Annotated in this window: 20 protein-coding genes; 16 read left to right on the forward strand and 4 right to left on the reverse strand. The window is 40.6% G+C overall.

Annotated features, from left to right (window positions below):
• Nucleotides 1–11: 11 nt before the first annotated feature.
• The 5 genes from Q1B03_RS09005 to Q1B03_RS09025 are packed head-to-tail and all read left to right on the forward strand — an operon-like array spanning nucleotide 12 to nucleotide 7,906.
• Nucleotides 12–1,505 carry a hypothetical protein gene (locus tag Q1B03_RS09005; RefSeq protein ID WP_299740538.1) on the forward strand — a complete coding sequence of 498 codons (1,494 nt, stop codon included), beginning with the start codon at nucleotides 12–14 and terminating at the stop codon, nucleotides 1,503–1,505.
• A complete protein-coding gene (locus Q1B03_RS09010; RefSeq protein WP_299740540.1) occupies nucleotides 1,502–2,503 on the forward strand; it encodes a MoxR family ATPase in 1,002 nt (333 codons plus the stop codon). The genes Q1B03_RS09005 and Q1B03_RS09010 overlap by 4 nt, the downstream gene beginning before the upstream one ends.
• Complete coding sequence (locus tag Q1B03_RS09015) at nucleotides 2,500–3,381, forward strand: DUF58 domain-containing protein (RefSeq protein WP_299740542.1); 882 nt, start codon at nucleotides 2,500–2,502, stop codon at nucleotides 3,379–3,381. Before Q1B03_RS09010 ends, Q1B03_RS09015 begins: the two co-directional genes overlap by 4 nt.
• Nucleotides 3,382–3,390: 9 nt before the next feature.
• Nucleotides 3,391–5,151: a BatA and WFA domain-containing protein gene (locus Q1B03_RS09020; protein WP_299741282.1), complete on the forward strand. Its 1,761-nt coding sequence runs from the start codon at nucleotides 3,391–3,393 to the stop codon at nucleotides 5,149–5,151.
• Entirely contained in the window at nucleotides 5,135–7,906 is a 2,772-nt protein-coding gene (locus Q1B03_RS09025; RefSeq protein ID WP_299740544.1) for a VWA domain-containing protein, read from the forward strand. The genes Q1B03_RS09020 and Q1B03_RS09025 overlap by 17 nt, the downstream gene beginning before the upstream one ends.
• Before the next feature lie 35 nt (nucleotides 7,907–7,941).
• Here Q1B03_RS09025 and Q1B03_RS09030 read toward each other — a convergent pair whose 3' ends face one another.
• Nucleotides 7,942–8,808, reverse strand: a complete 867-nt coding sequence (locus tag Q1B03_RS09030; RefSeq protein ID WP_299740546.1) for a mechanosensitive ion channel family protein — start codon at nucleotides 8,806–8,808, stop codon at nucleotides 7,942–7,944.
• A 357-nt stretch (nucleotides 8,809–9,165) separates the two neighbouring features.
• On the opposite strand from Q1B03_RS09030, the gene Q1B03_RS09035 reads away from it, so the two are divergent.
• The 7 genes from Q1B03_RS09035 (at nucleotide 9,166) to Q1B03_RS09065 (ending at nucleotide 17,608) form a co-directional block, all read left to right on the forward strand.
• Nucleotides 9,166–9,708, forward strand: a complete 543-nt coding sequence (locus Q1B03_RS09035; protein ID WP_044337555.1) for a peroxiredoxin — start codon at nucleotides 9,166–9,168, stop codon at nucleotides 9,706–9,708.
• 130 nt (nucleotides 9,709–9,838) lie between these two features.
• On the forward strand, nucleotides 9,839–10,294 hold the full coding sequence (locus Q1B03_RS09040) for a TlpA disulfide reductase family protein (RefSeq protein ID WP_299740549.1): 456 nt from the start codon (nucleotides 9,839–9,841) through the stop codon (nucleotides 10,292–10,294).
• A 205-nt stretch (nucleotides 10,295–10,499) separates the two neighbouring features.
• Nucleotides 10,500–12,254, forward strand: coding sequence for an ABC transporter ATP-binding protein (locus tag Q1B03_RS09045; RefSeq protein WP_299740551.1), 1,755 nt, complete (start codon nucleotides 10,500–10,502; stop codon nucleotides 12,252–12,254).
• 73 nt (nucleotides 12,255–12,327) lie between these two features.
• A complete protein-coding gene (locus Q1B03_RS09050) occupies nucleotides 12,328–14,088 on the forward strand; it encodes an ABC transporter ATP-binding protein (protein WP_299741283.1) in 1,761 nt (586 codons plus the stop codon).
• A 317-nt stretch (nucleotides 14,089–14,405) separates the two neighbouring features.
• On the forward strand, nucleotides 14,406–15,743 hold the full coding sequence (locus tag Q1B03_RS09055) for a cytochrome ubiquinol oxidase subunit I (protein WP_299740553.1): 1,338 nt from the start codon (nucleotides 14,406–14,408) through the stop codon (nucleotides 15,741–15,743).
• Nucleotides 15,744–15,814: 71 nt separating this feature from the next.
• A complete protein-coding gene (locus Q1B03_RS09060) occupies nucleotides 15,815–16,828 on the forward strand; it encodes a cytochrome d ubiquinol oxidase subunit II (protein ID WP_299740555.1) in 1,014 nt (337 codons plus the stop codon).
• 123 nt (nucleotides 16,829–16,951) lie between these two features.
• A complete protein-coding gene (locus Q1B03_RS09065) occupies nucleotides 16,952–17,608 on the forward strand; it encodes a TrkA family potassium uptake protein (protein WP_299741284.1) in 657 nt (218 codons plus the stop codon).
• Between the two features lie 101 nt (nucleotides 17,609–17,709).
• On the opposite strand, the gene rnjA is transcribed toward Q1B03_RS09065, so the two are convergent.
• Together rnjA and Q1B03_RS09075 are read right to left on the reverse strand one after the other, a co-directional pair.
• A complete protein-coding gene (rnjA, locus tag Q1B03_RS09070; protein ID WP_299740557.1) occupies nucleotides 17,710–19,377 on the reverse strand; it encodes a ribonuclease J1 in 1,668 nt (555 codons plus the stop codon).
• 3 nt (nucleotides 19,378–19,380) lie between these two features.
• The gene (locus Q1B03_RS09075) at nucleotides 19,381–19,587 is read right to left on the reverse strand and encodes a DNA-dependent RNA polymerase subunit epsilon (RefSeq protein ID WP_044337548.1); all 207 of its coding nucleotides are present in this window, start codon (nucleotides 19,585–19,587) and stop codon (nucleotides 19,381–19,383) included.
• 954 nt (nucleotides 19,588–20,541) lie between these two features.
• On the opposite strand from Q1B03_RS09075, the gene Q1B03_RS09080 reads away from it, so the two are divergent.
• Nucleotides 20,542–21,312, forward strand: coding sequence for a Cof-type HAD-IIB family hydrolase (locus Q1B03_RS09080; RefSeq protein WP_299740560.1), 771 nt, complete (start codon nucleotides 20,542–20,544; stop codon nucleotides 21,310–21,312).
• A gap of 41 nt (nucleotides 21,313–21,353) precedes the next feature.
• Here Q1B03_RS09080 and def read toward each other — a convergent pair whose 3' ends face one another.
• Entirely contained in the window at nucleotides 21,354–21,908 is a 555-nt protein-coding gene (gene def / locus Q1B03_RS09085) for a peptide deformylase (protein ID WP_299740562.1), read from the reverse strand.
• A gap of 334 nt (nucleotides 21,909–22,242) precedes the next feature.
• Here def and Q1B03_RS09090 point away from each other — a divergent pair, with 334 nt between their 5' ends.
• The 3 genes from Q1B03_RS09090 (at nucleotide 22,243) to Q1B03_RS09100 (ending at nucleotide 25,514) form a co-directional block, all read left to right on the forward strand.
• On the forward strand, nucleotides 22,243–22,902 hold the full coding sequence (locus Q1B03_RS09090) for a YkyA family protein (RefSeq protein WP_299740564.1): 660 nt from the start codon (nucleotides 22,243–22,245) through the stop codon (nucleotides 22,900–22,902).
• A gap of 515 nt (nucleotides 22,903–23,417) precedes the next feature.
• On the forward strand, nucleotides 23,418–24,533 hold the full coding sequence (pdhA, locus tag Q1B03_RS09095) for a pyruvate dehydrogenase (acetyl-transferring) E1 component subunit alpha (RefSeq protein ID WP_044337545.1): 1,116 nt from the start codon (nucleotides 23,418–23,420) through the stop codon (nucleotides 24,531–24,533).
• A 3-nt stretch (nucleotides 24,534–24,536) separates the two neighbouring features.
• Nucleotides 24,537–25,514, forward strand: a complete 978-nt coding sequence (locus Q1B03_RS09100; protein ID WP_044337544.1) for an alpha-ketoacid dehydrogenase subunit beta — start codon at nucleotides 24,537–24,539, stop codon at nucleotides 25,512–25,514.
• The last annotated feature ends 148 nt before the right edge of the window (nucleotides 25,515–25,662 follow it).

The raw sequence follows: 25,662 nt of genomic DNA on the forward strand, positions 1-25,662 counted from the left end.
AGGGTGAGAAGATGGAACAAACTCAACAATTTCTTCAATTGCTTCGGCAAATAAGAAAAAAGCTCTGGATCAATCAATTATGTTATTACATTCAGCTCCTGCTTGTTTGTGCAGGTGTCTTTGTTCTAGGCATCGTTTTGATGGCAGCGTTAGTTGTAATCCCATATTGGGAAAGAATCCTATGGGTAGGCTGCCACTCCATTTTCATTGGTGTTGCGATATTGTTTTATCGAAGGAGAGCCACCTTGAAGGATAGTGCCTTAACCTATGATGTGTTCGTAGAGGACAATCGTGTAAGTTCCGCTTATAGTAGCCTTCATAGTGGCCATGCTCTTTCTTCATTGGTCGTGCATGATGCATTGAATAAGATGAAAAGGGCTCATCCGGAAGTCTTGAAATATAGAAAGAAGAGAATTAAGCCTTCATTCCTGATAACAAGCGGAACTCTTATGCTTTTATCCTTACTGATTTTCACGCAGTGGAATACCTCTTTTCAGGAAGCGAATCGGATTGAGAAAGAAAAAGAGATCATTGCGGAGTCAAATAAAAGAATAGAAGAAAAGGCGAAAAAGAAAGAGAATGCTTCTATTAAAGAAAAACTGTTGAAAAAAAATGAAGAGCTCGGGAAAGTAAAGGAAGCGGCCAAACGATATGATGAAATAACCAAAAAAGTGAAAGAGCTCGAGTTTCATAAGAAATCAATAGAGAAACAGAATGAAAAGCTGCAGGAAGTGAAGAAAAGGATAGCGGATATTCATCTAGAGAACGTAAACAAAGCGCTTCAAGAAAAAAATAGCGATAAACTCCAGCGAGCTTTTAATCAATTGACAAAAGCACAAAGAGATCAGCTATTAATGGCTTTAAAATCAAAGGATATTGCCTCCTTGGAAGAATTATCAGAAATAATGAAAGAGTCGGATGGCATAGAAGAACAATTAGATCAATTTGCTAAACTTCAAGATGAACTTCAAAATGAAGCCGGTCTCTTAAAGAATGCAATCGGAAAGGGTAATACAACAGGTTCAGAACCATTGGCACAGAATTCCGGTAAAGCGCCGTCTAACCAGGCAAATAGTAAGTCACAGGGGAAAAAGGATCCTTCTTCATCTGCAAATGGAAATCAGCCAGGCACCAGTGCTACAAATTCTCATGGCCAGGGAGGGAATGGCAACGGTGCAGGAAATGGAAACGGTTCCTCCCCTCTAGCAGGAAACGGAGCCGGCAACGGGCAAGGATCCAGAGAGATGCTTTCTGTCCCGGAAAAAATCAAAGGGCATAACCATATTGAACGGGATACAGGCAAATTAGGCGAGGGTCAACAGGGAGAGCGGTTTGAAAGCAATGGGCCGGTACAAAAGGGAACCCTTCGTCCATATGAAGAAGTGTATCAGGATTACTATTCTTTTTACCGGAAGTCGTCGGATCGTTCCACGATCCCTAAAGATTTAGAGAATATCGTGCAATCCTATTTCAGTGAAATAGATCCAGGGGAGTTGGCAGAGTGAATTTAGAGGATAAAGAACAACAATTTAAACATGCATCTTTGAAGATAACAGAAGTGAAGGAAGAGGTTCAGCGCTTTATCGTAGGGCAGGAGGAAATTGTAGAGGGTGTGCTTTGGTCCATCCTTGCGGGAGGTCATACTCTCTTGGAAGGTTTACCCGGGTTAGGGAAAACGATGTTGGTGCGTACCCTTGCGGATGTTATGGACCTTAGCTTTTCACGAATTCAGTTTACCCCGGATCTAATGCCTACAGACATCACTGGAACAATGGTCATGAAACAAAGCAGGGACGATCAACATCCATTTGTTTTCCATCAAGGTCCTTTGTTTCATCACTTAGTGTTAGCGGATGAAATCAACCGTTCGACACCCAAGACGCAAAGTGCCCTTCTTGAGGCAATGGCAGAGAATACGGTCACGGTGGTAGGTGAAACGATGACATTGGATAAGCCCTTCTTTGTCTTGGCCACTCAAAATCCGATTGATCTTGAAGGAACGTACCCTTTACCTGAAGCCCAAGTTGATCGGTTTATGTGTAAAATCTTGGTTTCCTATCCTACTAAAGCAGAGATGAAACAAATTATCCAGCGTACAACAGGAACCGAAGACATCGTTCTTGAGAAAAGGCTGAATCAAGCTGAACTATTAAGCATTCAGGACCTCGTGAAAGAAATTATGGTCACAGATGAAATGATTGACTTTGCCATTGATATTATTGATGCAACACACCCTAAAAGTGAAAGAACAACGGAAAGGATCAAACAATATGTTGAATTTGGGAGTGGACCAAGGGGGCTTCAAAATGTCATTCTTATGGCCAAAGCCAGAGCGTTGACACAAGGAAGGTACCATGTTTCCATTGGAGATCTGAAAAAGGTGGCTCCTCTCGTATTGCGGCACCGTATGATCCTGAATTTTGAAGGAGAAGCAATGAGTGTTGGAACGGATGAGCTCATCCTTGAAATGATCGACTTCGTTCAAAAAGGTGATAGTCGGTGAAAACGCTTTGGCAAAGCCAGTTTCTAGCTCAATTGAAAAGGCACAGGATCACTGGTACACGATTAAAGAGCGGTCATCATAAAGGTTCCCGTCTCGCAACCCATCATGGGAGTTCCCTGGAATTTTCCGATTATCAAATGTATGAACTTGGGGATGATGTAAGGCAAATCGACTGGAATGTGTATGCCAGAACGGAAAAGGTATATATCAAAAGGTATCTGGATGAAAGAGAATTAAAGGTTCATATTTACCTTGATTGCTCGAATTCCATGTTAATAGAAAGTAGAAAGTGGAAGAGAGCGAAAGAATTAGCTGGAGCACTGTCATTTTTAGCTCTTTCAAATGATGATCGTCTAACATTGCATTGCATGGGAGCTCATCACCAAAAGTGCTTTATGAAAAAAGGGGCACGGGACGCAAAAGCGATTCTCCATGACATTCAAGAGCTGTCCCTGGACCGTACAGGGGAAGTTGGGATTTCCTTTTTTGAGCAAGTAGGAAAAGGGGTACGAAAAAAAAGCGCCGTATCCTTTATTCTTTCTGACGGGCTCGAATCGCTCTCATTGATAGAGGAAGCACTCAGAAAACTTTCTATTAGAAGAGAAATGGTTTATTTTATCCAACTTCTCGATGAAGAAGAGCTTACGCCATCCTATCAAGGTGATGTCAAATTATTAGATAGTGAAAAACACCAGGAAACGAATGTATCAATAAGTCCGAGGATGGTGGAGCTCTATCAGGAGCGATTACTTAATCACAACAAAGAGATTGAAGCATTATGCAATCAATGGGGGTTTGGCTATATTCAAACAAGTTGCCTGCCACCATTAAATGAAATATTCTTTAAGGATTTGAAAGAAAATGGATGGATCCGCTGAGGTGATATGATGGGAATAGGGAATCCAATCTTTTTTTTATTTTCTTTTTTTATAGCCGCGGTTATTTTAATGTATTTCTTTCGAAAACAATACAGAGATCAAGTTGTTCCTTCTAATTTACTATGGGAAGAGGTAATGAAGGAATGGCAAGCTTCTCCATGGTTTCATAGATTACAGAAAAATGTCTTACTTCTTTTACAAGTACTGATCCTTCTCTTCCTAATGATCGCCCTGGTAAAGCCTTATACATTTAACGAAATGGCCAAAAAAGATCATCTCGTCATTTTACTGGACACCTCTGCCTCCATGAATGCAGTGGTGAACAATCGATCTCACTTTGAAGAAGCAAAGGAAGACATTCAATCATTGGTTGAAGGCACTGATGGAAAAGTAACCTTATTGGGGGTGGGGAAATCTTTAACCACCATTGTCTCGGAAGAAACAAACGACCGGGTTGTTCTCAATGGTTTAAAGAATCTACCATTATCTAATGACAACGAAGATATGAAAAAAGCGATTCACCTTGGAGAGGCGTTGGCAATCGGGTCGGAATCAATCATACATATCTTCTCAGACTCAATGAAAAAAGATGATTTTACAGAAGAACTTACAAGTCCTATTCAGGTACATAATCTTTTGACTAATCCTGTAAATGTTTCTCTTACAAGTTTCGGAGTTGAACGGTTAGGATCTTCTTATCAAGGAGTCGCTGTGATCGAAAATCAAAGTGAGGTATCACGAAGGGGTCACCTCACCATTTACGATGAAAAGAATGAGATCTCTTCGGTGGGACTGACATTGGATCCAGGAGGGGAAACCGTTGTTCCATTATCTGACCTTTCCCATAGCCCAATCTATAAGGCGGTAATCGATTTTAATGATGATTACATGGAAGATAACAGCCTTTCAAGTATTCAGGCTGCTGCCAAGCCGGCCATTCATGTCATAGGGGAAATTAACCCTTTCCTATTAAAGGGGTTTCAATCCATCGGAGTCGACGTGAAAACCATTGAAGAGGATCAAATGAAGCTTGGGGATGAAATCATCTTGACAACTAAGGAGAAGTGGCAGCAATTATCTGTTGGCAGCCCTGCCATGATCGTTCCGGAACGATCAAAAGAAGCCACTCCGCTGACACATGGGATTGAAGCGACGAATGAAGATCCCCTATTAAAACATGTTGAACTGGGAAAAGTGTATGTGGATAAAGTGAGTTCCATCCAAATAAAGAATCTCCAATCAGTTGCAACAGGTGATTCCATTCCTCTCATCCAGAAGGGAGAAGTGAATGGTCAGAAGCTTGTCCTGTTAAATTTGCACCTTAATGAATCAGATTTCCCATTACATCCGGGATTTCCGATCTTTCTTTATAATTCTTATCAATTTTTATCAGAGAATCATGGGTTTTTAGGCTATTATCAACCGGGTGAAGAGAGGACATTACCTCTTTCGGGAGATAAATGGGATATATACTCCACTGAAGGTGAGTTTGAAAAAGAATGGACTGGGGAGGGGATGTTCAAGGCACCCGAAGCACCTGGTGTATATCAAGCTATACGAGATGGTGACATGAAATATTTCAGTGTCGTACTTGATGATCGGGAAAAACAATTATCAGGAGGGTCTTCCTTTTCCCTTGAACCCACTAAAGGAATGAAAAACGAGGAATCAAAGAGCATTCCCCAAGCCCTTACTGAGTGGTTTCTAATCTTGGCAATCCTGCTATTATTTATCGAATGGGAGGTGTACAGACGTGGGAATCGAATTTAAAGAAATCCTTTGGTTATGGTTGATGATTCCCCTTGGATTTGTACTCTTCCTATTTGCCAGACAGGGATTGAAGAGGAAGGAAGAAAAGCTCGTCTTCATATTAAGGGGATGTGGGATGGTTCTATTGATCATTGCCCTTGCTGACCCGCTTATTTTGTTGCCGGATAAAGGGCGGTCGGTACTCATTCTAGCTGACCGTTCTGCCTCTGTGTCGGAACAAGAGGATCACATCCTGAATCTGATCAATCAAGCATCCCGAACCAAGGTAGAACATGATGGATACGGAATCGTAGCCTTTGGAGAAAACTCGGAAATTGAACGAACAATTTCACCGGACAGAAATGACATCAATCAGTTTGCAGGAGAGATTAACGAGGGAGAAACGAACCTCGAAGAAGGACTGGAATATGCATCGAATCTCCTTACCCGGGGAGGAAGAATTGTTGCTATCACAGATGGTAAGGAAACGACTGGGACTGGGGAAAATGTCATACCATTATTAAAGGGTAAAGGGATTGAAGTGGATTGGATTCCACTTTCACCGGATACGAAAGATGATGTGGCAGTAACTAATGTTACGTCGCCCTCCATTCAATATGAAGGAGAAGAAACAGTCATAACCGTTAACGCGTACAGCACAACAAAAAAAGAGGTAGAAATGCGCATATCCTTAAATGATCAGTCAATCATTAAGGAAATTGTACAAGTGCAAGAAGGAAACAATGAATATCAGTTCAAGCATGTCGTAGGTGAATCGGGTTTATTGGTGTATAAGGCAGAGGCGTTTACAGAAGGGGGTGGAAGCAAAGAAAATAATACCTTATACAATCTTGCCCGTTCAGAAGGGCCAGCCAAAGTACTCCTGGTGGAAAGCCCTTCTGGAGAAAGCCCGTTAACCCCATTACTGAAGTCAGCAGGGTTTAGCGTTGATTCATACAAACCTGAGCAGTTACCGGGAAAGCTGACTTCCTATCTGGAATATCAGACGATTCTTTTTGATAATGTATCTGCGACAAGCATTCCTGAGAAAAAAATGCTCCTTATGGAGAAAAGCGTGCAAGAATTTGGACGAGGATTTATTATGTTTGGCGGAAGCGAAAGTTTTGCTCTTGGAGGATATTTTAAAACACCGATCGAAAAATTACTGCCCGTCAATATGGATGTGAAAGGGAAAAAAGAGCTTCCGTCCCTTGGTCTTGTCATTGTGCTCGACCGCTCAGGGAGTATGAATGGTCAGAAGATTGCCCTTGCAAAAGAAGCTGCTGCAAGAACCGTCTCTTTACTTAGAGATAAGGATACGCTGGGAGTCATTGCATTTGACGATCGACCATGGGAAATCGTCGAGACGAAACCACTTTCCGATCGCAAGAAAGTAGAAGAGCAAATACGTTCCATTTCACCTGGTGGCGGAACAGAAATCTTTTCCTCCTTACAGCAAGCATATAAGAGTTTAGAGGATTTACCTTTAAAAAGAAAACATATCATTCTTTTAACGGATGGACAATCTGCCACGTCAGGCAGTTACCAGTCACTTGTAGAGGATGGTCACGGTAAACAAATTACGTTATCCACCGTCTCAATCGGTGAAGGAGCAGATCGAGGTCTATTAAATGATTTATCACAATGGGGAAAAGGTCGATTTTATGATGTTGTCGATGCCAGTGTGATACCGAGTATCTTAACAAGGGAGACAGTCATTACTACCAGGACCTATATTGAAGACTATCCATTTTATCCAGCGATTTCTTCGACTAAATGGGAAACGTTATTTACAGAAGGCATTCCGCAAATGAATGCCTATATTGCCACTAGTCCAAAAGGCACTTCTCAAGTTGAGATGAAAAGTGAAAAGAATGATCCTATTTTGGCAACCTGGAGATATGGTCTGGGGAGGACATTTGCATTTACGTCTGATACAACTGGAAAATGGACAGGGGATTTCGTCAGGTGGAAAGGATGGCCGACGTTCGTCAATCAGCTTGTTACACGTTCGTTTCCTGATATTCAATCCAACCCTTACACCATCGATGTGGAAGACGATAGGGGATATACTCAGTTAAAGCTTTCGTCATCTGCGGGAGATGTCTCTCAACTTGAGGTAACGGCACTTGATGAAAGTGGAAAAGAGATTCCTGCAACGACGAGAATTAAGGATCCGGGGGACTATGAAGTCGAATTTGAGAGCAGGTTATCACCTGGACTATATCATATGAATATCTCCAAGGCAGGTGAAGAGAGTGGAAGCTCATACCAAACAGGCTTTTCGGTTCCATATTCGAAAGAATACACCTACAAGGGGGGAACCCGAACACTGGAAGAGATAGTAGAAGCAACGGGAGGGAAGAGATATTCGTCCCCTAAAGAAGTCTTTCGAGAGTTCAACAACCAATCATCCAGAGAGCAATCAATCCGTTCACTCCTTATTAGTATAGGCTTTCTACTATTCTTTAGTGAAATTGCAATAAGAAGGTTTGGATTAGGTCCTATAATGGGAGTCTTTGATAAGCTTAAAAGGAAGATACCCGTTACCGTTCCTAAAGAACGACCAACTTTTGAACAACTTGGCAGCAAAGTGAAACAGAACCGCGAGGGGAATGAGTTGGAGAAACCTACAAGCAGCAAGCAGACTATGCCTAAAGCTTCTGAGGAAAAGGGGCGGATAAACAAATCCAAGGTTAAACAGGATCCTCAAGAAACTAAGGATGATGATCGCCTTCAGCGTCTACTGAATGCCAAAAGGAGAAGAGACAAATAAAAAGAGAAGGCCGGTGCCTTCTCTTTTTACTTTCATTAGCTTTCTTTCTTCTCAATATAAACCTGGTGAGGGTAAGGAATTTCAATTCCATTTTGGTCAAGAGCTTCTTTTAGAGCTTTACGAAGCTTCCGTTCCACTCCCCATTGCTCCATGTTTTTCGTTTTGCATAGCACTCTCAGTACTACATCTGAAGCGCCAAGTGTCTGAACCCCTAACACATTTGGTCCATCTACAATATTGTCATCTTCTTGAGCGATCGTATCACAAACCTGCTGAAGCACCACCATCGCTTTGTCAATGTCATCATCATATGAGATCCCGATATCAACAAGTGCTCTCATATTTCCACGGGAATGATTGCTGACACTCGTAATTTCTCTATTTGGCACATAATGCAGAGTACCATCAAACCCACGAATATGTGTCGTTCGTAAACCAACCTCTTCTACAATCCCTGAGAAATTTCCTGTGGACACGTAATCCCCTACATCTACTTGCTTTTCCAATAGAATAAAGAATCCAGTCACTACATCACTTACTAACCCTTGAGCCCCAAAGCCGACTGCAAGGCCAACAATTCCTGCTCCGGCGAGAATAGCCGTCACCTGGATACCGAAGATTTGTAAAATCGTGACAAAGAAAACAAAAATCAGGATGTATCCGATTATATTTTTTGAAAGACTTTGTAGTGTTTGGGCGCGACCTTCAGAAACATCATTTCTTTTTCTGTACTTATCAAAGACTCTCTCAACCACTTTGTTAGCTGCACCTTTCACGATAATGAAAGCGATCCAAATCGCTATTATCTGTAAGGCGCCTATTCCAATCGTCACCAATAGACCGCCCCAATTAAAATTGGAAAGTCGGTCACTTATAGCACTAAGACCAAGTATGTAATTCAATCCAAAACATCCTTCCTTTTAAATAATGACCATTCTAGTATACACAATTCACCATAGGACATGTCAAAGAGTATATAAAAAAGCATATTGTTTTATTCCCCAGTTGAGAAATGGTAAACTTTATGTAGATGTTTATTCAAGCAGAAAAGTGAGTAAACTTCTATATAATAGGGAAAACCAAGTAAGGGATATTGTCAATAAATTATAATCATTTTAATATTAAATTGATTATAATTTAACATTGACTTAAAAAAACTAATCCTATATAATGAAACTTGTGATTCAGAAAGGACAGGCTTTCACGTCTTCCTTTTCATGTAAAATACTTCATTAAAAACTCATTGGAGGGATTCACTCATGGCAGAACGCATGGTAGGCAAACAGGCTCCACGTTTTGAAATGGACGCTGTATTGCCAAACAAAGAATTCGGTAAAGTGTCACTGGAAGAAAATATGAAAAACGATAAGTGGACAGTATTGTTCTTCTACCCAATGGACTTCACTTTCGTTTGTCCAACTGAAATTACAGCAATGTCAGACCGCTACGATGAGTTCGAAGATTTAGATGCAGAAGTTATCGGTGTCTCTACAGACACTATTCATACCCACTTAGCTTGGATTAACACTGACCGTAAAGAAAATGGTCTTGGTGAGCTAAGATACCCATTAGCTGCAGATACAAACCACAGTGTATCCAGCGAATACGGAGTCCTAATTGAAGATGAAGGTATTGCTCTTCGCGGGCTATACATCATAAACCCAGAAGGGGAACTGCAATATCAAGTAGTATTCCACAACAATATCGGCCGAGACGTTGAAGAAACTTTACGTGTACTTCAAGCACTTCAAACTGGCGGACTTTGCCCGGCAAACTGGAAGCCAGGTCAAAAAACTTTATAATTTTCAAATGAATAAAGGCCTAACCGTTTGTTAGGCCTTTTTCTTATCATGTAAATTTTTCAGGAGTAGTACAAATCTATCCTGTGAACAATAGGAATAAAATCGATACAAATTAAGGGAGGCCATATTAATGAAGCTTCGTGAACCGATGCCGGAATTAAACGGTGCTACAGAATGGTTAAATGGAGAAGTAACAAAGGGAGAGCTGGTAGGAGAAAAGCCGACACTTATTCACTTCTGGTCCATCTCATGTCACCTTTGTAAAGAAGCGATGCCACAAGTAAATGAATTTCGGGATCAATACAGTGATAAACTGAATGTTATGGCTGTCCATATGCCACGCTCCGAGGATGATCTGAACCTGGAAGAAATAAAGAAGGTAGCAGCTGAGCACGATATCACTCAGCCAATCTTCGTAGACAGTGAGCATAAATTGACCGATGCATTCGAAAATCAATATGTGCCGGCTTACTATGTCTTTGATAAAGACGGGAACCTTCGTCACTTCCAAGCGGGCGGAAGCGGAATGAAAATGCTTGAAAAACGCGTCAATCGTGTGCTCGATGAAATGGAAAAAAGCGAATAGGTTCAAACGAAATATGCGGGAATAGATCGGTCAAAAGACCGATCTATTTTTTTGGATTCATTTTTACAATTAATATGAATAATAAGACTAGGAGGATAATTCATAAAAAAGTAAAAAATTCTAAAAAAGGGTAGATAAATATTTCGAAAGCCGATATATTTATTAGTACGTTCTTTTTATATGCAACGTTGAAGGGGGAGAAAATATGGATACTTTTAAAAAATTGAAAGCCTTTTATTGGCCCTATAAAAGGCATTTTATCATTTCAATGATTTTCTTGATTTTTGTTACACTGATCACTGTCGTCTATCCAATGATCTTGCAAATCACGATTGATGATGTGATTCTGCAAGGGAACTATCAGTGGATTCCGTACTTAGCTTTTGGATTTATCGGCATTATGATCGTGAAAGGCGTTGCCACATTTATTCAGCAATACCATGGGGATCTATTCGGTATAACCTCGGTTTATCGAATGAGAAATGAACTGTATGAAAAGCTTCAATTCCTTCCATTCAGTTACTACGATAATGCCAAAACAGGGGATCTGATGTCCCGGTTGACGGCAGATGTAGAAGCTTTTCGTTTCTTTCTATCCTTTGGTTTTTCCGAACTGCTTCGCTTTTTCCTTTTAGTAACGGTAAGCTTTGGTGTTATGTTCTATTATTCACCTCAGTTGACATTCGTTACCCTATTATCGTTACCATTTCTGGCTATAGCCGTATACAAATTTGATAAAGCGGTTCACCCTGCTTTCAGGGGTATCCGTAAATCATTCGGAAAACTGAATACCAATGTTCAAGAAAATATTTCAGGAATCAATACAGTAAAATCATTATCGAGAGAAAATCATCAAATCAACAAATTCAACCAATCAAACGGCGATTACAAAGATAAATACCTTTTCACCTCGGACATTTGGGCAAAGTACTTTCCTTTAATGGAGTTTCTGGGGAATGTAAGTGTGGTGACACTCCTCGCTTACGGTGGTTATCTTGTGATGAATGGCAACCTTCAACCAGGAGAGCTTGTCGCGTTTTACAGTTTAGTGTGGTACATTATCTGGCCGATCATGAATCTTGGATTTACGATTAACCTGTTTTCACAATCGAAAGCATCAGGGGAACGTTTACTCGAAATTCTTGAAGTGGACGAAGAGATAAAAGATCATCAAGATGTTCTCCACGTTGATCGGATGAATGGTGAAGTGGAATTTAAGCATGTGTCACTGAATTATACCGTTCATGATGAAGCAGCCCTCGAGGATATTACCTTTAAGGCTGAACCCGGAAAAGTCATCGGTCTGATCGGAGGTACCGGCTCTGGTAAAACGAGTATCACCCAGCTTATCACTCGTTTCTATGAACCCGAAGAGGGAGAAATCCTCATCGATGGAAGGGATCTGAAAGATTACTCTTTAAAATCACTTCGAAAAAATATCGGTTTCGTCCTTCAGGAATCTTTCTTATTCTCTTCGACCATCAAGGCAAATATATCGTATGGACGACCGGAAGCAACAATGGAAGATATCATGGAAGCAGCAAAACGGGCACAAGCCCATGATTTTATTTCAGAATTGCCCGATGGCTACGACACAAGGCTCGGTGAAAGAGGTTTAGGTCTTTCAGGTGGTCAAAAGCAGCGGATTGCCATAGCCCGTGCGATTTGTACAGACCCATCGATCCTGATCCTCGATGACGCAACAAGCGCCGTAGACATGGAAACTGAATTCAGGATTCAAAAAGCGCTAAAAGAAGTCATGTCGGATCGAACGACCTTTATTATTGCCCATCGGATTTCATCCCTCAAGCATGCAGATGAAATACTCGTACTGGAAAACGGGAAAGTCGTCGAGAGGGGAGTTCATGACTTCCTACTGAAAAATAATGGACCGTATCAACGAATCTATGATATCCAATACAAAGACCAGAAAAAAATATTACAAACTCAGGAAGGGTAGGTGAGTGGATTTGAGTCAGAAAAACAAAGTGAACAAAAGCGTATTAAGCAGATTCCATTACTCTACAGATCAAATGATCGATAAGCCGTTTAACTGGGAGCAACTCTACCGGTTATTAACGTATTTAAAGCCCTATTCTAAAAAACTCCTGCCCTTATCCATCATTACCGTTCTGATCACAACAGCAGTTCGATTGATCGTACCTATTCTGATTGGGGTATACACATTAGACAAAGCCATCAGGCAGAAGGATTCCAATTTACTATTTACATTGGTTGGAATTATCGCAGGACTCTATGTATTGAATTACGTTGCAAATGTGCTAAGGATCAGGTGGATGAATCAGCTGGGGCAAGGAGTTATCTATGATTTAAGAAAGCACTTATTCAGCCATGTTCAATGGCTATCCCATCGCTTCTTTGATCAGAGGTCAGCCGGTTCCATCCTGGTTCGGATCATGAATGACATTAACTCCCTTCAGGAACTATTTACAAACGGAGTTATTAATCTCTTAATGGATATCATCCTGCTCATTGGAATCATCGTCATTCTCTTTACGTTAAGTCCTGAGTTAACACTTGCCGTCATGGTCATTCTGCCAATCATGTTTTTTATCTCAACCAGCTTACGAAAAAACATCCGCAGATCCTGGCAAATGGTACGACTCAAGCAATCGAAGCTGAATTCCCATCTGAATGAAAGCATTCAAGGGATCCGTGTTACTCAATCATTCACTCAAGAAAAAGAAAACATGGCCTTCTTCGATGGGGTAAACACGGAAAACTTCGATAGCTGGAGAACAGCCACAAAGAAAAATGCCATGTTCCGCCCGCTAGTAGAACTGACAAACGCCATTGGGACAGCGGTCCTCATATGGTACGGTGCCCATCTCATTCAAGGCGGCTCACTGGAACTGGGAGAATTTGTTTCATTCGCCTTCTATCTGGGGATGTTCTGGGAACCCATTTCAAGGCTCGGCCAAGTTTACAATCAACTACTGATCGGTATGGCTTCATCCGAGCGTATCTTCGAATTCCTCGATGAACAACCGATTGTAAATGAAAAAACGAATGCAGTGAACCTGACTGACATCAAAGGAAGAATACAGTTTGAGAATGTAGAATTTTCCTACGATGACAAACGAAAAGCACTCCAAAACATCAACCTTGAAATGAAAGCAGGCCAGACCGTCGCGTTAGTCGGCCATACTGGATCTGGTAAAACTACGATCGCCAACCTGATCAGCCGTTTTTACGATCCGACGAATGGTGAAGTGAAAATTGATGGGGTAAACCTGAGGGATGCATCGGTTTCAAGCTTACGAAGTCAAATCAGCATCGTCCTGCAGGATACATTCATCTTCTCGGGAACCATCATGGATAACATCCGATTCGGGCGCCCTGATGCAAAGGACGAAGAGGTTAAGAATGCCGCCGAAGCAATCGGAGCCAATGAGTTCATCGAGAAGCTTTCCAATGGATACGAGACCGAAGTGGAAGAACGGGGTAATGTTTTATCCGTTGGTGAAAGACAATTACTGTCATTCGCCCGAGCACTATTGGCGAACCCTCGAATCATCATATTGGATGAAGCGACAGCATCCATAGATACAGAAACAGAAGTCAAAATTCAAAAAGCATTGAAACGTCTACTGAACGGTCGTACCGCAATCATCATCGCTCACCGCCTATCTACGATCCGTGAATCGGACAATATCTTTGTCCTGGAAAATGGAAGAATCAAAGAATCCGGCAACCACGATGAGCTGATGGAGCAACAGGGTGATTATTATGAGCTGGTTAAATCACAGTTCAGAATGTTGGATGCGATGTAAGAAAGGATGGACCCCTGCACTGGTGTGTGAGGGGTTCTTTTCTTTTGTTTATGGAAGGAGGGGTGTGGTGGGATAGGGTCGGGTCGGTGTACAATACTTTCTCGAAAAACAAGCCCCATCCCTCCAAGCAACATCATTGCCAATTACTCTAAAAACCCCTAAAATAAAAGATAAATAAATGTTTGTGAAAAACGTCACAAAATATTCATGTTCAACACATCACAAACTCATTATCAGGTTTTATAATGAACAATATGTGATAAACAGTAGAAAACAGTTGTTTACGATTGTAAGTAGATCAGTAGGGGGAGTATAGAATGGTTTTAGATGGTGTGATTTTGAGTAGAATGCTCACTTCGACAACCCTTGCATTCCATATTATTTTTGCGACGATTGGGGTAGGGGTACCGATTATGATTGCCATTGCGGAGTTTATGGGTATCAAACGAAATGATCCCCATTATCTTTTGCTTGCAAGAAGGTGGGCAAGAGGTTTTACGATTACGGTTGCGGTGGGGGTTGTAACGGGTACAGCGATAGGGTTGCAGCTTTCCTTATTGTGGCCTTCATTTATGCAGGTCGCCGGACAGGTGATTGCACTGCCATTATTTATGGAAACTTTTGCGTTTTTCTTTGAGGCTATCTTTTTAGGAATCTATCTTTATACTTGGGACCGTTTTAAGAATAAGTGGATCCATTGGCTGTTGACGATTCCGGTTATGATTGGTTCTTCGGCTTCTGCACTTTTCATTACGACGGTGAATGCGTTTATGAACACTCCTCAAGGATTTGAATTAGAGAATGGGAAAGCCATTAATATCGATCCGATTGCTGCGATGCTGAATCCGGCCACGCCTACGAAAGTGTTTCACGTATTGACGACTGCCTATCTAACATCGGCTTTGGTGTTGGCGGCGATTACGGCATTTGCGATTCTTCGTAAGAGAGGCGGGGAGTATCATAAGAAAGCCCTGCGTTTAACGATGGTTTCTGCTTTGATTTTCGCTTTTGCGACTGCATTGGCAGGGGATTTATCAGCTAAATTCCTAGCCGAGTATCAGCCTGAGAAGCTCGCCGCAGCAGAATGGCACTTTGAAACGGAAGAGAATGCGGATCTTATCGTATTTGGAACACTGGATGAAAATAATGAGGTCCATAATGAGATCCGCTTACCTGGATTCTTAAGTTTTCTGGCAGGGAGTTCTTTTGAAACAGAGGTTATTGGTCTGAATGAATTTCCTGAAGATGAGCGGCCGCCTTTATGGGTCCACTATATGTTTGACCTGATGGTATCAATTGGGTTTTACAGTATCTTTATTTCTGCGGCATTTATTCTGTTCTGGAAGTGGAAGAAGCGGAATGAATGGAATAAGCCGCTTCTATGGGGAATTGTAGCAAGTGGACCACTTGCGATGCTGGCGATTGAATTTGGCTGGATTTACGCCGAGGTTGGTCGACAGCCATGGATTATGAGAGGGTATATGAAAGTGGCAGATGCGGCAACGAAAGCCGATGGAGTAGGCTTGACGTTTGCATTGTTTGTTGGCCTTTATATCCTCCTGGGTGTGCTATGTGTGGTTGTATTAATCAAAATGTTTAAAAATAAGCCTGCAGAGGCGGAATTAGAACAACGTTTTCCTAAGAAAGCGAGTTAATTAGAAATAAAATTGCTCCTTCTTTTCATTTTTTGTGAAGAAGGGGCTTAAGCTTTAAGGGAGGAATGGGTATGAGTTTGGAAGTAGTAGGGATTACCGTATTGTGGTTATTCCTTTATGGGTACCTTATTGTGGCTTCAATTGATTTCGGGGCTGGCTTCTTTGCCTTTTACGGGAGAATGAAGGGCAAGGAGCATACGTTAAACGTGTTGATTAGTCGATACCTTTCACCGGTATGGGAAGTAACCAACGTCTTTTTCGTCTTCTTCTTTGTGGGGCTTGTAGGGTTCTTTCCCGACGCAGCATATTATTATGGAACGGCTTTATTACTTCCGGGAAGTATCGCCATCATATTGCTGGCTATAAGAGGAAGCTTCTATGCATTCGGAAATTACGGCTCAAAGGATAATATCGTGTATCTGTTTTTATATGGAGCAACCGGTCTATTAATTCCTGCTTCCTTATCAACGGCTTTAACGATTTCAGAAGGTGGATTTCTGGAGGAACAGGGAGATAAGGTCATCTTCCTGGCCAAGGAGCTTTTTACCAGCCCTTATTCGTGGAGTGTGGTGGCTCTCTCCATTGTGTCGGTATTATTTATAAGTGCAACTTTTCTAACCTATTATGCAAACCGTGCAGGAGATATGGATTCCAGGGAAGAATTAAGGAAGTTTTCTCTGTTTTGGAGTCCACCGACCATTCTGGCAAGCTTATTAGTGTTCGTGTCTTTAAGAGAGCATAATGCAGAGCATTTTACGAAGGCAATTGATATTTGGTGGATGTTTGGATTATCCCTTCTATGCTTCTTCGGTGCATCATTTTTAATCTACCTGCGAAAGAATTTTGGAACTGCCTTTATTTTGGTTATGCTGCAATTCTTCTTTGCTTTCTTTGGCTACGGTGCATCCCATTTACCTTATATTTTAAAACCGTTTATTACGATAGAAACGAGTGTAACGAATCCAACGATGGGAACGGCCCTGGTTATCGTCTTTATAGCAGGATTGCTTTTATTGATTCCATCTCTTTACTTGTTAATGAGACTGTTTTTATTTGATGCAGATTATGTTAAAGGCAAGAAATAATAATAAAAGAGGGTATTGTTAAAAACCCTCAATATTTAATACAGGGAACAACAGGGAGAAATTTCATTTTCTCCTTTTTTTTATGCTAAAATAAAGGATATAGAGAGTGCGGGGGGATGTATGGTGAAAAAAGAGTTTGTGGTTGTTGGATTAGGGCGATTTGGAGGCAGTATTGTCCGTTCATTATCAGATCAAGGGATGGAGGTTATGGCGATTGATCAGGATGAAGATAAAGTAAATGAATTCTCTTCCATTGCTTCTCATGCGGTAGTGGCAGATTCAACGGACGAATCCGTATTAAAGAGCCTGGGAATCAGGAATTTTGACCACGTCATTGTGGCTATTGGAGACGATATCCAATCTAGTATCTTAACCACCTTGATGATGAAGGAAATCGGTGTGAAAAAAATTACCGTTAAGGCACAAAATGATTACCATGAAAAAGTTTTACGTAAAATAGGTGCGAACCAAGTCGTTCATCCAGAACGTGATATGGGGAGAAGGATTGCTCATAATATCGTTTCGAATAATGTATTGGATTACTTAGAGCTGTCGGATGAACACTCCATCGTAGAGATTGTGGCGAATGAAAACCTTAGTGGGAACTCGTTAATCGATTTGGATATCCGTGCTCAATTCGGGATCAATATCGTGGCGATTAAAAGACAAAAGGATATTATTGTGTCTCCACAAGCCGATGAACAGATTCGTGAAGGAGATATCCTGATTGTAATTGGAGCAGATACAGATATTAACCGTTTTGAAAAGAAGGTCTTATAATATAAAGAAGAGGCTGACCCAAGCGGTCAGCCTCTTCTTTATTATTTGGTGAAAGGTACACTGTGATTAAAGTGTCATCCATCCACCGGATCTTAAGATTATCAGACTTCCATAATGATCGGTAAAATCATAGGACGTCGTTTTGTTTTTTCATATAAGAATGGAGCAAGGGTATCCGTGATTTCATTTTTGATCTCTGACCATTGTGATGTCCTTCTTTCTAGAACTTTGTTCAGGTGTTTAGAAATAAGTGTTTGTGCTTCATTAATAAGGTCACCTGATTCACGCATGTACACGAATCCTCTGGAAATCAGGTCAGGACCTGATGCAATTTTGAAATCTTTCATGTCGATACTAACCACAACGATGACTAAGCCTTCTTCTGAAAGGATTCGGCGATCCCGAAGAACGATATTACCGATATCACCGATACCGCTTCCGTCGATATAGACGTTCCCAGAAGGGATTTTGCCAGCAACTTGTGCTGAGTCATTGCTTAATGCGAGAACTTCACCGTTGTCCATAATGAAGCAATTTTCAGCTTGAACTCCACAATCTACCCCGATCTGAGCGTGCATTTTCTGCATGCGGAATTCACCATGTATCGGCATAAAGAAGGTTGGATTCATCAGGCGGAGCATTAACTTCATTTCTTGTTGTCCACCATGACCAGATGTATGGATATCACTTAATGGTCCATGGATGACTTCTGCTCCAGCACGATATAGTAGGTTGATTGTGCGATTTACACTGATCGTATTTCCAGGGATAGGTGAAGAAGAAAATACAACTGTGTCACCAGGCTGGATCTGAATCTGACGGTGAGTACCGTTTGCAATTCTCGATAATGCAGCCATTGGTTCACCTTGAGAACCTGTACATAATATCGCTACTTCATTTGCAGGTAAACGATTAATCTGGTTATGTTCAATGAATGTATCTTTAGGGGCGTTAATATACCCTAATTCTTGACCGATTGTAATGGCAGCTTCCATGCTTCTTCCGAAAACAGCGACTTTTCTATTATGAAAGACAGCTGCTTCAACCACTTGTTGTAAACGGTGAATATTAGAAGCAAAAGTAGCGAATATAACACGACCGTCCACTTTGCGGAAAATGTCATTGATGCTTTCTCCGACTTTGCGTTCGGACATTGTGAAGTTTGGAACTTCAGCGTTCGTACTATCAGATAGAAGACAAAGGACGCCTTCTTTTCCGATTTCAGCCATTTTGGTTAAGTTCGCGGGTTCACCAACCGGCGTGAAATCAAATTTAAAGTCACCTGTATGTACAACATTACCAGGTGGTGTTTTCACAACAATCCCGTATGAATCCGGAATACTGTGAGTCGTTCTGAAGAAGGTAACAGACGTCTTGCGGAATTTAATGATGTCATCTTCTTTGATGACATTAAGTTTCGCATTTCTTAATAGACCGTGCTCTTCCAGCTTGTTTTTAATAAGTCCCAGTGCGAGCTTCCCGCCGTAAATCGGGATGTTTAATTCGCGCAGTAAATAAGGGATTCCACCGATATGATCTTCGTGTCCGTGTGTCACGAAAAGACCCTTGATTTTATCTGCATTCTTCACCAGATATGTGTAATCCGGTATTACGTAATCGATACCGAGCAGTTCGTCTTCAGGGAACTTGATTCCCGCATCGATCAGGATGATTTCGTCTTGGAATTGTACGCCGTATGTGTTTTTACCGATTTCACCTAAACCGCCAAGGGCAAATACTGCGGTTTGGTCATTCTTGACAAATTTCATTGATTATTGCTCCAACTCGAAAGAATGATGGTTTTCTTCATACTCTAAAAAAGCGCCCTCTAGCTTTTGTACGAATTCAATGTTATACGGTTTGTCTTTTAATTTCAGACGTACTTCACGTTCTGAATCTGCTTCCATGTAAAGAGATTGAGTGCATTCGCGAACAGGCACTTCTGCTTTACTTTCTTGATAAAATACTTTAAAAATCATGTTTTTCTCTCTCCTTATCCGTTTTCAAAAAATCTAACTTTCATCTATGATAAAAAAGTTATCAACTACATAACATAAGCGGCGTCTTAGGCACCTATAGGCATAAAACCAGGCTCCGGTTGAGGGAGGTGTGTATCATGACGAATAGGACTTGACGCTGGAGCTGGACATTAGAGGGCTAGCTTCCCTGCTAATAGGTATAGATATACCATTGTGGTCTGAACAGTTACTATGTTCATATATGGCTCATTTACGCCCTGTGGTAAAAAAACGATTGATAAAAGGATCATTTCCTTAACACAGGGCGACCTTTCAATATGAATGAAAGGCGAGTGGAATCTATCTTTCACGAGAATTCACCATAGCCTACAGCCCTTGTTCTAACTCTTTCGAAAATAACCTATCATTTAAGTAGGGATGAATCACCGTGTTTATGTATGCTATAAATTATAAAGGATTCTTTCGAGTAAATAAAGTTTTTGCGAGAATCCTTCATTAAAACATTACAAAAATAGAGAAGAGGGACTGAACCAATGGAGACGAAAAAGCTCACTAGTGGCATCAGTCCCTTATTATTTGTGTAAACGTATGACAGTATAACCGAATTACATGTATTTTAGTAGTGTGACTTTGATTGGGTTCGTTCGACAGATAAAATACTATGCAATCGTTTTTTTTCTAAGCAATTCTTTCCACTGTTTTAAAAGCTTTTTTCTGAGCTTTTTTAACATGGTGGATCACTCCTTATCAATAGTTTACCGAGATTTTCCTTTGAAGTAAAGGAACAATAATACCGTCGTCTCTGTTGTCTTACTTATATTGTACGGAATTTATTGAATCTCTTACATGGTTAAGTTTGGTAAATGGGCTCATTCATTGACATTTAAGCCGCAAAGGATTACTTTAAACAACGGGTAAAAGAGATAAAGATTATGTGTGAAAAGGAGAACAGATATGTCTAAAATAGTTTTCTTCGATATAGATGGTACACTGCTTGACCACGATAAGAAGCTTCCTCATGCAACGAAAGAAGCCATCCAAACATTACAATCAAATGGCACTTATGTTGCGATTGCAACTGGCAGAGCTCCATTTATGTATGAGGGTCTTCGGGAAGAGTTAGGGATCGAATCCTTTGTTTCATTTAATGGTCAATATGTAGTTTTTGAAAATGAGGTCATCTATACAAATCCATTAAAAATAGAGACGTTAGAAGAGTTACTGGAGGATACGTATTCTAAGGAACATCCGGTGGTTCACTTAAATCATCAAACGATGAAGTCAAACCAAAAGCACCATAAATATATTGAAGAGAGTATGAGAAGTTTAAAATTTCCACATCCTGATTATGCTCCGGAATTTTATAAAGGAAGAGATATTTATCAATCCTTGTTGTTTTGTACAAAAGAAGAAGAAAGCTTTTATCGGGAGAAATACAATGACTTCACATTCATTCGCTGGCATCAGTACTCAATGGATATCCTGCCGAAAGGCGGATCAAAAGCAGAAGGCATTAAAAAAATGATCGCTAAGCTCGGGTTTGAAATGGAAGATGTTTACGCGTTTGGAGACGGGTTAAATGATATTGAAATGATTCAATCCGTTGGTACAGGTGTTGCCATGGGGAATGCCGTGCAAGAAGTACAAAAACATGCAAATTTGGTCACAAAACACGTCGATGATAATGGAATATATCATGGTTTAAAGGAACTGGAATTAATCTAAACAAAAAAGACTTCTTCGGTAATAGGAAGAAGTCTTTTTTATTATCGTTCAATAGCGATTGCATCCGGAATCGGCTCGAACGGATTATTCGGGTTGATGTGGTCATAGAACATGATCCCATTCAAATGATCGATTTCATGCTGGAATACGATGGACGGTAACCCCTTTAAACGCAGTTTCACTTCGTTACCATCCACATCCCAGCCTTTGACAGTCACTCTGGCGTATCGAGGAACAAATCCGGGAACATTTCTATCTACTGACAAACAACCTTCACCTGATGTTAAATAAGCTTTCTCGATTGAGTGGCTAATAATCTTCGGGTTGAATAAAGCATAGCTGTGTAATCTTCCTTGATTGTCTGTCACATTGACAGCTAACATCCTCTTAGAAATATTTATTTGAGGCGCAGCGAGGCCAATCCCGGGTCTAAGGCCATACTTATTTGCTGTTTCAGGATTTTGGCTGTTTACTACATATTCTAATAAGCTTCTTAATGTTTCCTTGTCTTCATTTGATGGCGGGATAGCCACTTCCTTTGCCACCATCGTTAATGTAGGGTGACCCTCTCGGATTATGTCATTCATCGTAATCATTGATTTTCCTCCTCAGGTACAATAGAGATATGATTGGATAGGCGATATATGTCATTACACATTACTTGCAGACGGGGCCAGTTGATCAATCACTTCTCTACTTTATATATTAAGATAATCTATTATGTATGATAATAGTCTATCATTTTACACCGGAAAAGTTAACGAATGAGATTCGATATAAGGTGGAATACTCAACAGATAAATGACATAATCATTTTAATAGGAAGAATAGTCTAATCGACATTTTTTTCCACAGTTGTAAATCCCTATTGTCAAATGTTGTAGACATAGATATAGTAGAAGGTGGTAAATAGTTAAGGGGGATCTAGTTGTGTCGAAATTTCGTTTTGCTTTCATTTTAGGAGCCGCTATCTTTGTATTAATGGGCTGTGTTGGTGGTTCTTCACCCGAGGAGAATATGTACAATGTTCTTGAAGAAACAGTATCCAAAGAAGGTCAATATGTTGAAGTTCAAAAGCCTCTTCAAGAGTTAGAAGAAAAAGAGAAAGAAATTTATACTAAGATTATGGATCTTGGGATGAAAGAGTTTGACCAGATTGTAAAACTTTCCGACGAAGCTCTGGACAACATCAAAAAAAGAAAAGAATACATAGATCAAGAGCGTACGTCCATGAGTGAAGCGAAGGAAGAGTTTGCGAAAGCAGACGACTATGTTGATAAGTTAGAAAACGAAGACCTTAAAAAAGAAGCCAAAAAGCTGGGGAAAACGATGGAAGAACGTTATCAGCTTCATGAAAAGCTAACATCTTCTTATCTGGATGTCCTATCTCTGGATAAAGAGCTTTATAATATGTTCAAAAAGAAAGAACTTACAATTGAAGAGCTTGAGAAACAAATCTCTTCTATTAATGAACAATATGAAAAAATAGTGAAGTTCAATGAGGACTACAATAAAAAGACAGAAGAATTCAATAAGCTAAAACAAGAGTTTTATTCGAGCGCCGGTCTTGATGTGAAAGACTCAGAATAATGATGGATAAAAAGTGATAGAAGAGGAAAACTTCCCTCTTCTATCACTTTTTTGATTTTACTTAAACAATAATCCGAGTTCCTTTCCAATCTCAGGGTCATAATGGGATAAAGAGGAGTAACGGCATTCTTACTCTATAACAGATGAGGTTGTTTCTATTGTTTATATATAACAGGTAGTAAGGGAGTATTGATACAGTTCTGAAAAGAAATGGCAGAAAAAAATTTAAAGGTTGTTTGGAATCATGAATTTATAATACTTTGTCGTTGACTTCCTGAATTTCTATATTGTAAACTAGTAAAGGTATTCATGGATTGTATTAGTCGCTATTGAATTTCGACTGATACAGATAAGCTCGAATGTAATTTCGGGTTTGCTTTCTTGGTATTTGTGGAAAACTACTAATAGTGTGTGTATCCTCAAGTATTGTGGTAGGTCATACTGAATTTGGGTAATCTAAACTTTGTATGTAAAAAAACCAAAATAAATGTATAAAGAAAGGATAGGTGACTTCGATGGCTTCTAAATCAAAGAAGGCACAATTCGATGCAGTTAAGACGCTCGAACAAATTGAAGACAAGTTTGAAATGTTCCAAATTTTGAACGAAGAAGGCGAAGTAGTAAACGAAGATGCAATGCCTGAGATCTCTGATGAGGATCTACAGGAATTAATGCGTCGTATGGTTTATACTCGTATTCTTGATCAAAGATCAATCTCCCTGAACCGTCAAGGACGTTTAGGTTTCTATGCACCAACAGCTGGACAGGAGGCATCACAAATTGCTTCTCACTTTGCTTTAGAGAAGGAAGATTGGATCCTGCCTGGTTATCGCGATGTTCCACAAATCGTTTGGCACGGTCTTCCGTTAGCTCAAGCATTCTTATTCTCACGTGGACATTTCAAAGGAAATCAGCCTCCAGAAGGTGTAAATGTATTATCACCTCAAATCATCATCGGTGCACAATACATCCAAACTGCCGGGGTGGCATTAGGCCTTAAGAAACGTGGTAAGAAAGCTGTTGCCGTTACATATACAGGTGACGGTGGGTCTTCACAAGGTGATTTCTACGAAGGAATTAACTTTGCCGGTGCGTACGCAGCTCCAGCGATCTTCGTTGTTCAAAACAATCAGTTCGCCATCTCAACACCACGTGATAAGCAAACAGCTGGCCGTACAATTGCTCAAAAAGCAGTTGCAGCCGGTATCCCTGGTATATTAGTGGATGGTATGGATCCATTAGCAGTGTATTCAGCTACTTTAGAAGCTCGTAATCGCGCTGTAAATGGGGAAGGACCTTCATTAATCGAAACACTTTGCTACCGCTACGGGCCACACACAATGGCAGGTGATGATCCAACTCGTTACCGTACTTCAGAAATGGATACTGACTGGGAGAAGAAAGATCCATTAGTGCGTTTCCGTAAATTCTTAGAAGGTAAAGGATTATGGAGTGAAGAGAAAGAAAACGAAGTGATCGAAGAAGCGAAAGAAGATATCAAACAAGCTATTAAAGAAGCAGATGGAACTCCTAAGCAAAAAGTTACTGATTTCATTAACAATATGTATGAAGAGCTTCCTTACAACTTAAAAGAACAATTAGAAATCTACAAAGAAAAGGAGTCGAAATAAGCCATGGCGCAAATGACAATGATTCAAGCGATCACTGATGCACTGCGCACAGAACTACGCAACAACGAAGACGTTTTAGTTTTTGGTGAGGACGTAGGTCTAAACGGTGGTGTATTCCGTGCGACGGAAGGACTTCAGAAAGAATTCGGTGAAGACCGTGTATTCGATACTCCACTAGCAGAATCAGGAATCGGTGGTTTAGCAATCGGTTTAGCATTAGAAGGGTACCGTCCGGTACCGGAAATCCAATTCTTCGGTTTCGTATACGAAGTAATGGATTCAGTAAGTGGACAAATGGCCCGTATGCGTTACCGTTCAGGTGGAACGTATACTTCTCCAATCACAATCCGTTCCCCATTTGGTGGTGGAGTACATACTCCGGAACTTCATGCGGACAGCTTGGAAGGATTAATGGCTCAGCAACCTGGTTTAAAAGTCGTTATTCCTTCAACACCTTATGACGCTAAAGGTTTATTAATTTCATCTATTCGTGATAATGACCCTGTCATTTTCCTGGAGCACATGAAATTATACCGTTCATTCCGTCAAGAGGTTCCTGAAGAGGAATACACAATTGAACTTGGTAAAGCTGATGTAAAACGTGAAGGTACAGACCTATCCATTATCACTTATGGAGCAATGGTACACGAATCATTGAAAGCGGCTGAAGAACTTGAAAAAGAAGGACACTCAGTCGAAGTAATCGATTTACGTACGGTTAGCCCGTTGGACATTGATACAATTATGGCGTCAGTTGAAAAAACAAACCGTGCCATCGTTGTTCAAGAAGCTCAAAAGCAAGCTGGTATCGCAGCGAACGTGGTTGCTGAAATCAATGACCGTGCGATTCTTAGCCTTGAAGCACCAGTACTTCGTGTAGCGGCACCAGATACAGTGTACTCTTTCTCTCAAGCAGAGCCAATCTGGTTACCAAACCACAAAGACGTTCTTGAAACAGCGAAAAAAGTACTTAACTTTTAATGGGTAAGGAGCTTTTATAGCTCCCCCTTATATTTAAATGAAAACAGAAGGGTAACCCACCCTTCTCTTTTCCAATTGCAGATATAAGAAAATCAGACAGATATAAATATTACATTCATCTATTTTTAATCATTATTCAATACAGGAG

Source organism: uncultured Rossellomorea sp., assembly GCF_947488365.1.
Lineage (GTDB): Bacteria > Bacillota > Bacilli > Bacillales > Bacillaceae_B > Rossellomorea.

Bases quoted from the DNA above. Each gene is read 5' to 3' on its own strand.
- Q1B03_RS09005 (WP_299740538.1), top strand. From the start codon at position 12: ATGGAACAAACTCAACAATTTCTTCAATTGCTTCGGCAAATAAGAAAA.
- Q1B03_RS09020 (WP_299741282.1), top strand. From the start codon at position 3,391: ATGGGAATAGGGAATCCAATCTTTTTTTTATTTTCTTTTTTTATAGCC.
- Q1B03_RS09035 (WP_044337555.1), top strand. From the start codon at position 9,166: ATGGCAGAACGCATGGTAGGCAAACAGGCTCCACGTTTTGAAATGGAC.
- Q1B03_RS09040 (WP_299740549.1), top strand. From the start codon at position 9,839: ATGAAGCTTCGTGAACCGATGCCGGAATTAAACGGTGCTACAGAATGG.
- Q1B03_RS09045 (WP_299740551.1), top strand. From the start codon at position 10,500: ATGGATACTTTTAAAAAATTGAAAGCCTTTTATTGGCCCTATAAAAGG.
- Q1B03_RS09050 (WP_299741283.1), top strand. From the start codon at position 12,328: ATGATCGATAAGCCGTTTAACTGGGAGCAACTCTACCGGTTATTAACG.
- Q1B03_RS09055 (WP_299740553.1), top strand. From the start codon at position 14,406: ATGGTTTTAGATGGTGTGATTTTGAGTAGAATGCTCACTTCGACAACC.
- Q1B03_RS09060 (WP_299740555.1), top strand. From the start codon at position 15,815: ATGAGTTTGGAAGTAGTAGGGATTACCGTATTGTGGTTATTCCTTTAT.
- rnjA (WP_299740557.1), bottom strand. From the start codon at position 19,377: ATGAAATTTGTCAAGAATGACCAAACCGCAGTATTTGCCCTTGGCGGT.
- Q1B03_RS09075 (WP_044337548.1), bottom strand. From the start codon at position 19,587: ATGATTTTTAAAGTATTTTATCAAGAAAGTAAAGCAGAAGTGCCTGTT.
- Q1B03_RS09080 (WP_299740560.1), top strand. From the start codon at position 20,542: ATGTCTAAAATAGTTTTCTTCGATATAGATGGTACACTGCTTGACCAC.
- def (WP_299740562.1), bottom strand. From the start codon at position 21,908: ATGATTACGATGAATGACATAATCCGAGAGGGTCACCCTACATTAACG.
- pdhA (WP_044337545.1), top strand. From the start codon at position 23,418: ATGGCTTCTAAATCAAAGAAGGCACAATTCGATGCAGTTAAGACGCTC.
- Q1B03_RS09100 (WP_044337544.1), top strand. From the start codon at position 24,537: ATGGCGCAAATGACAATGATTCAAGCGATCACTGATGCACTGCGCACA.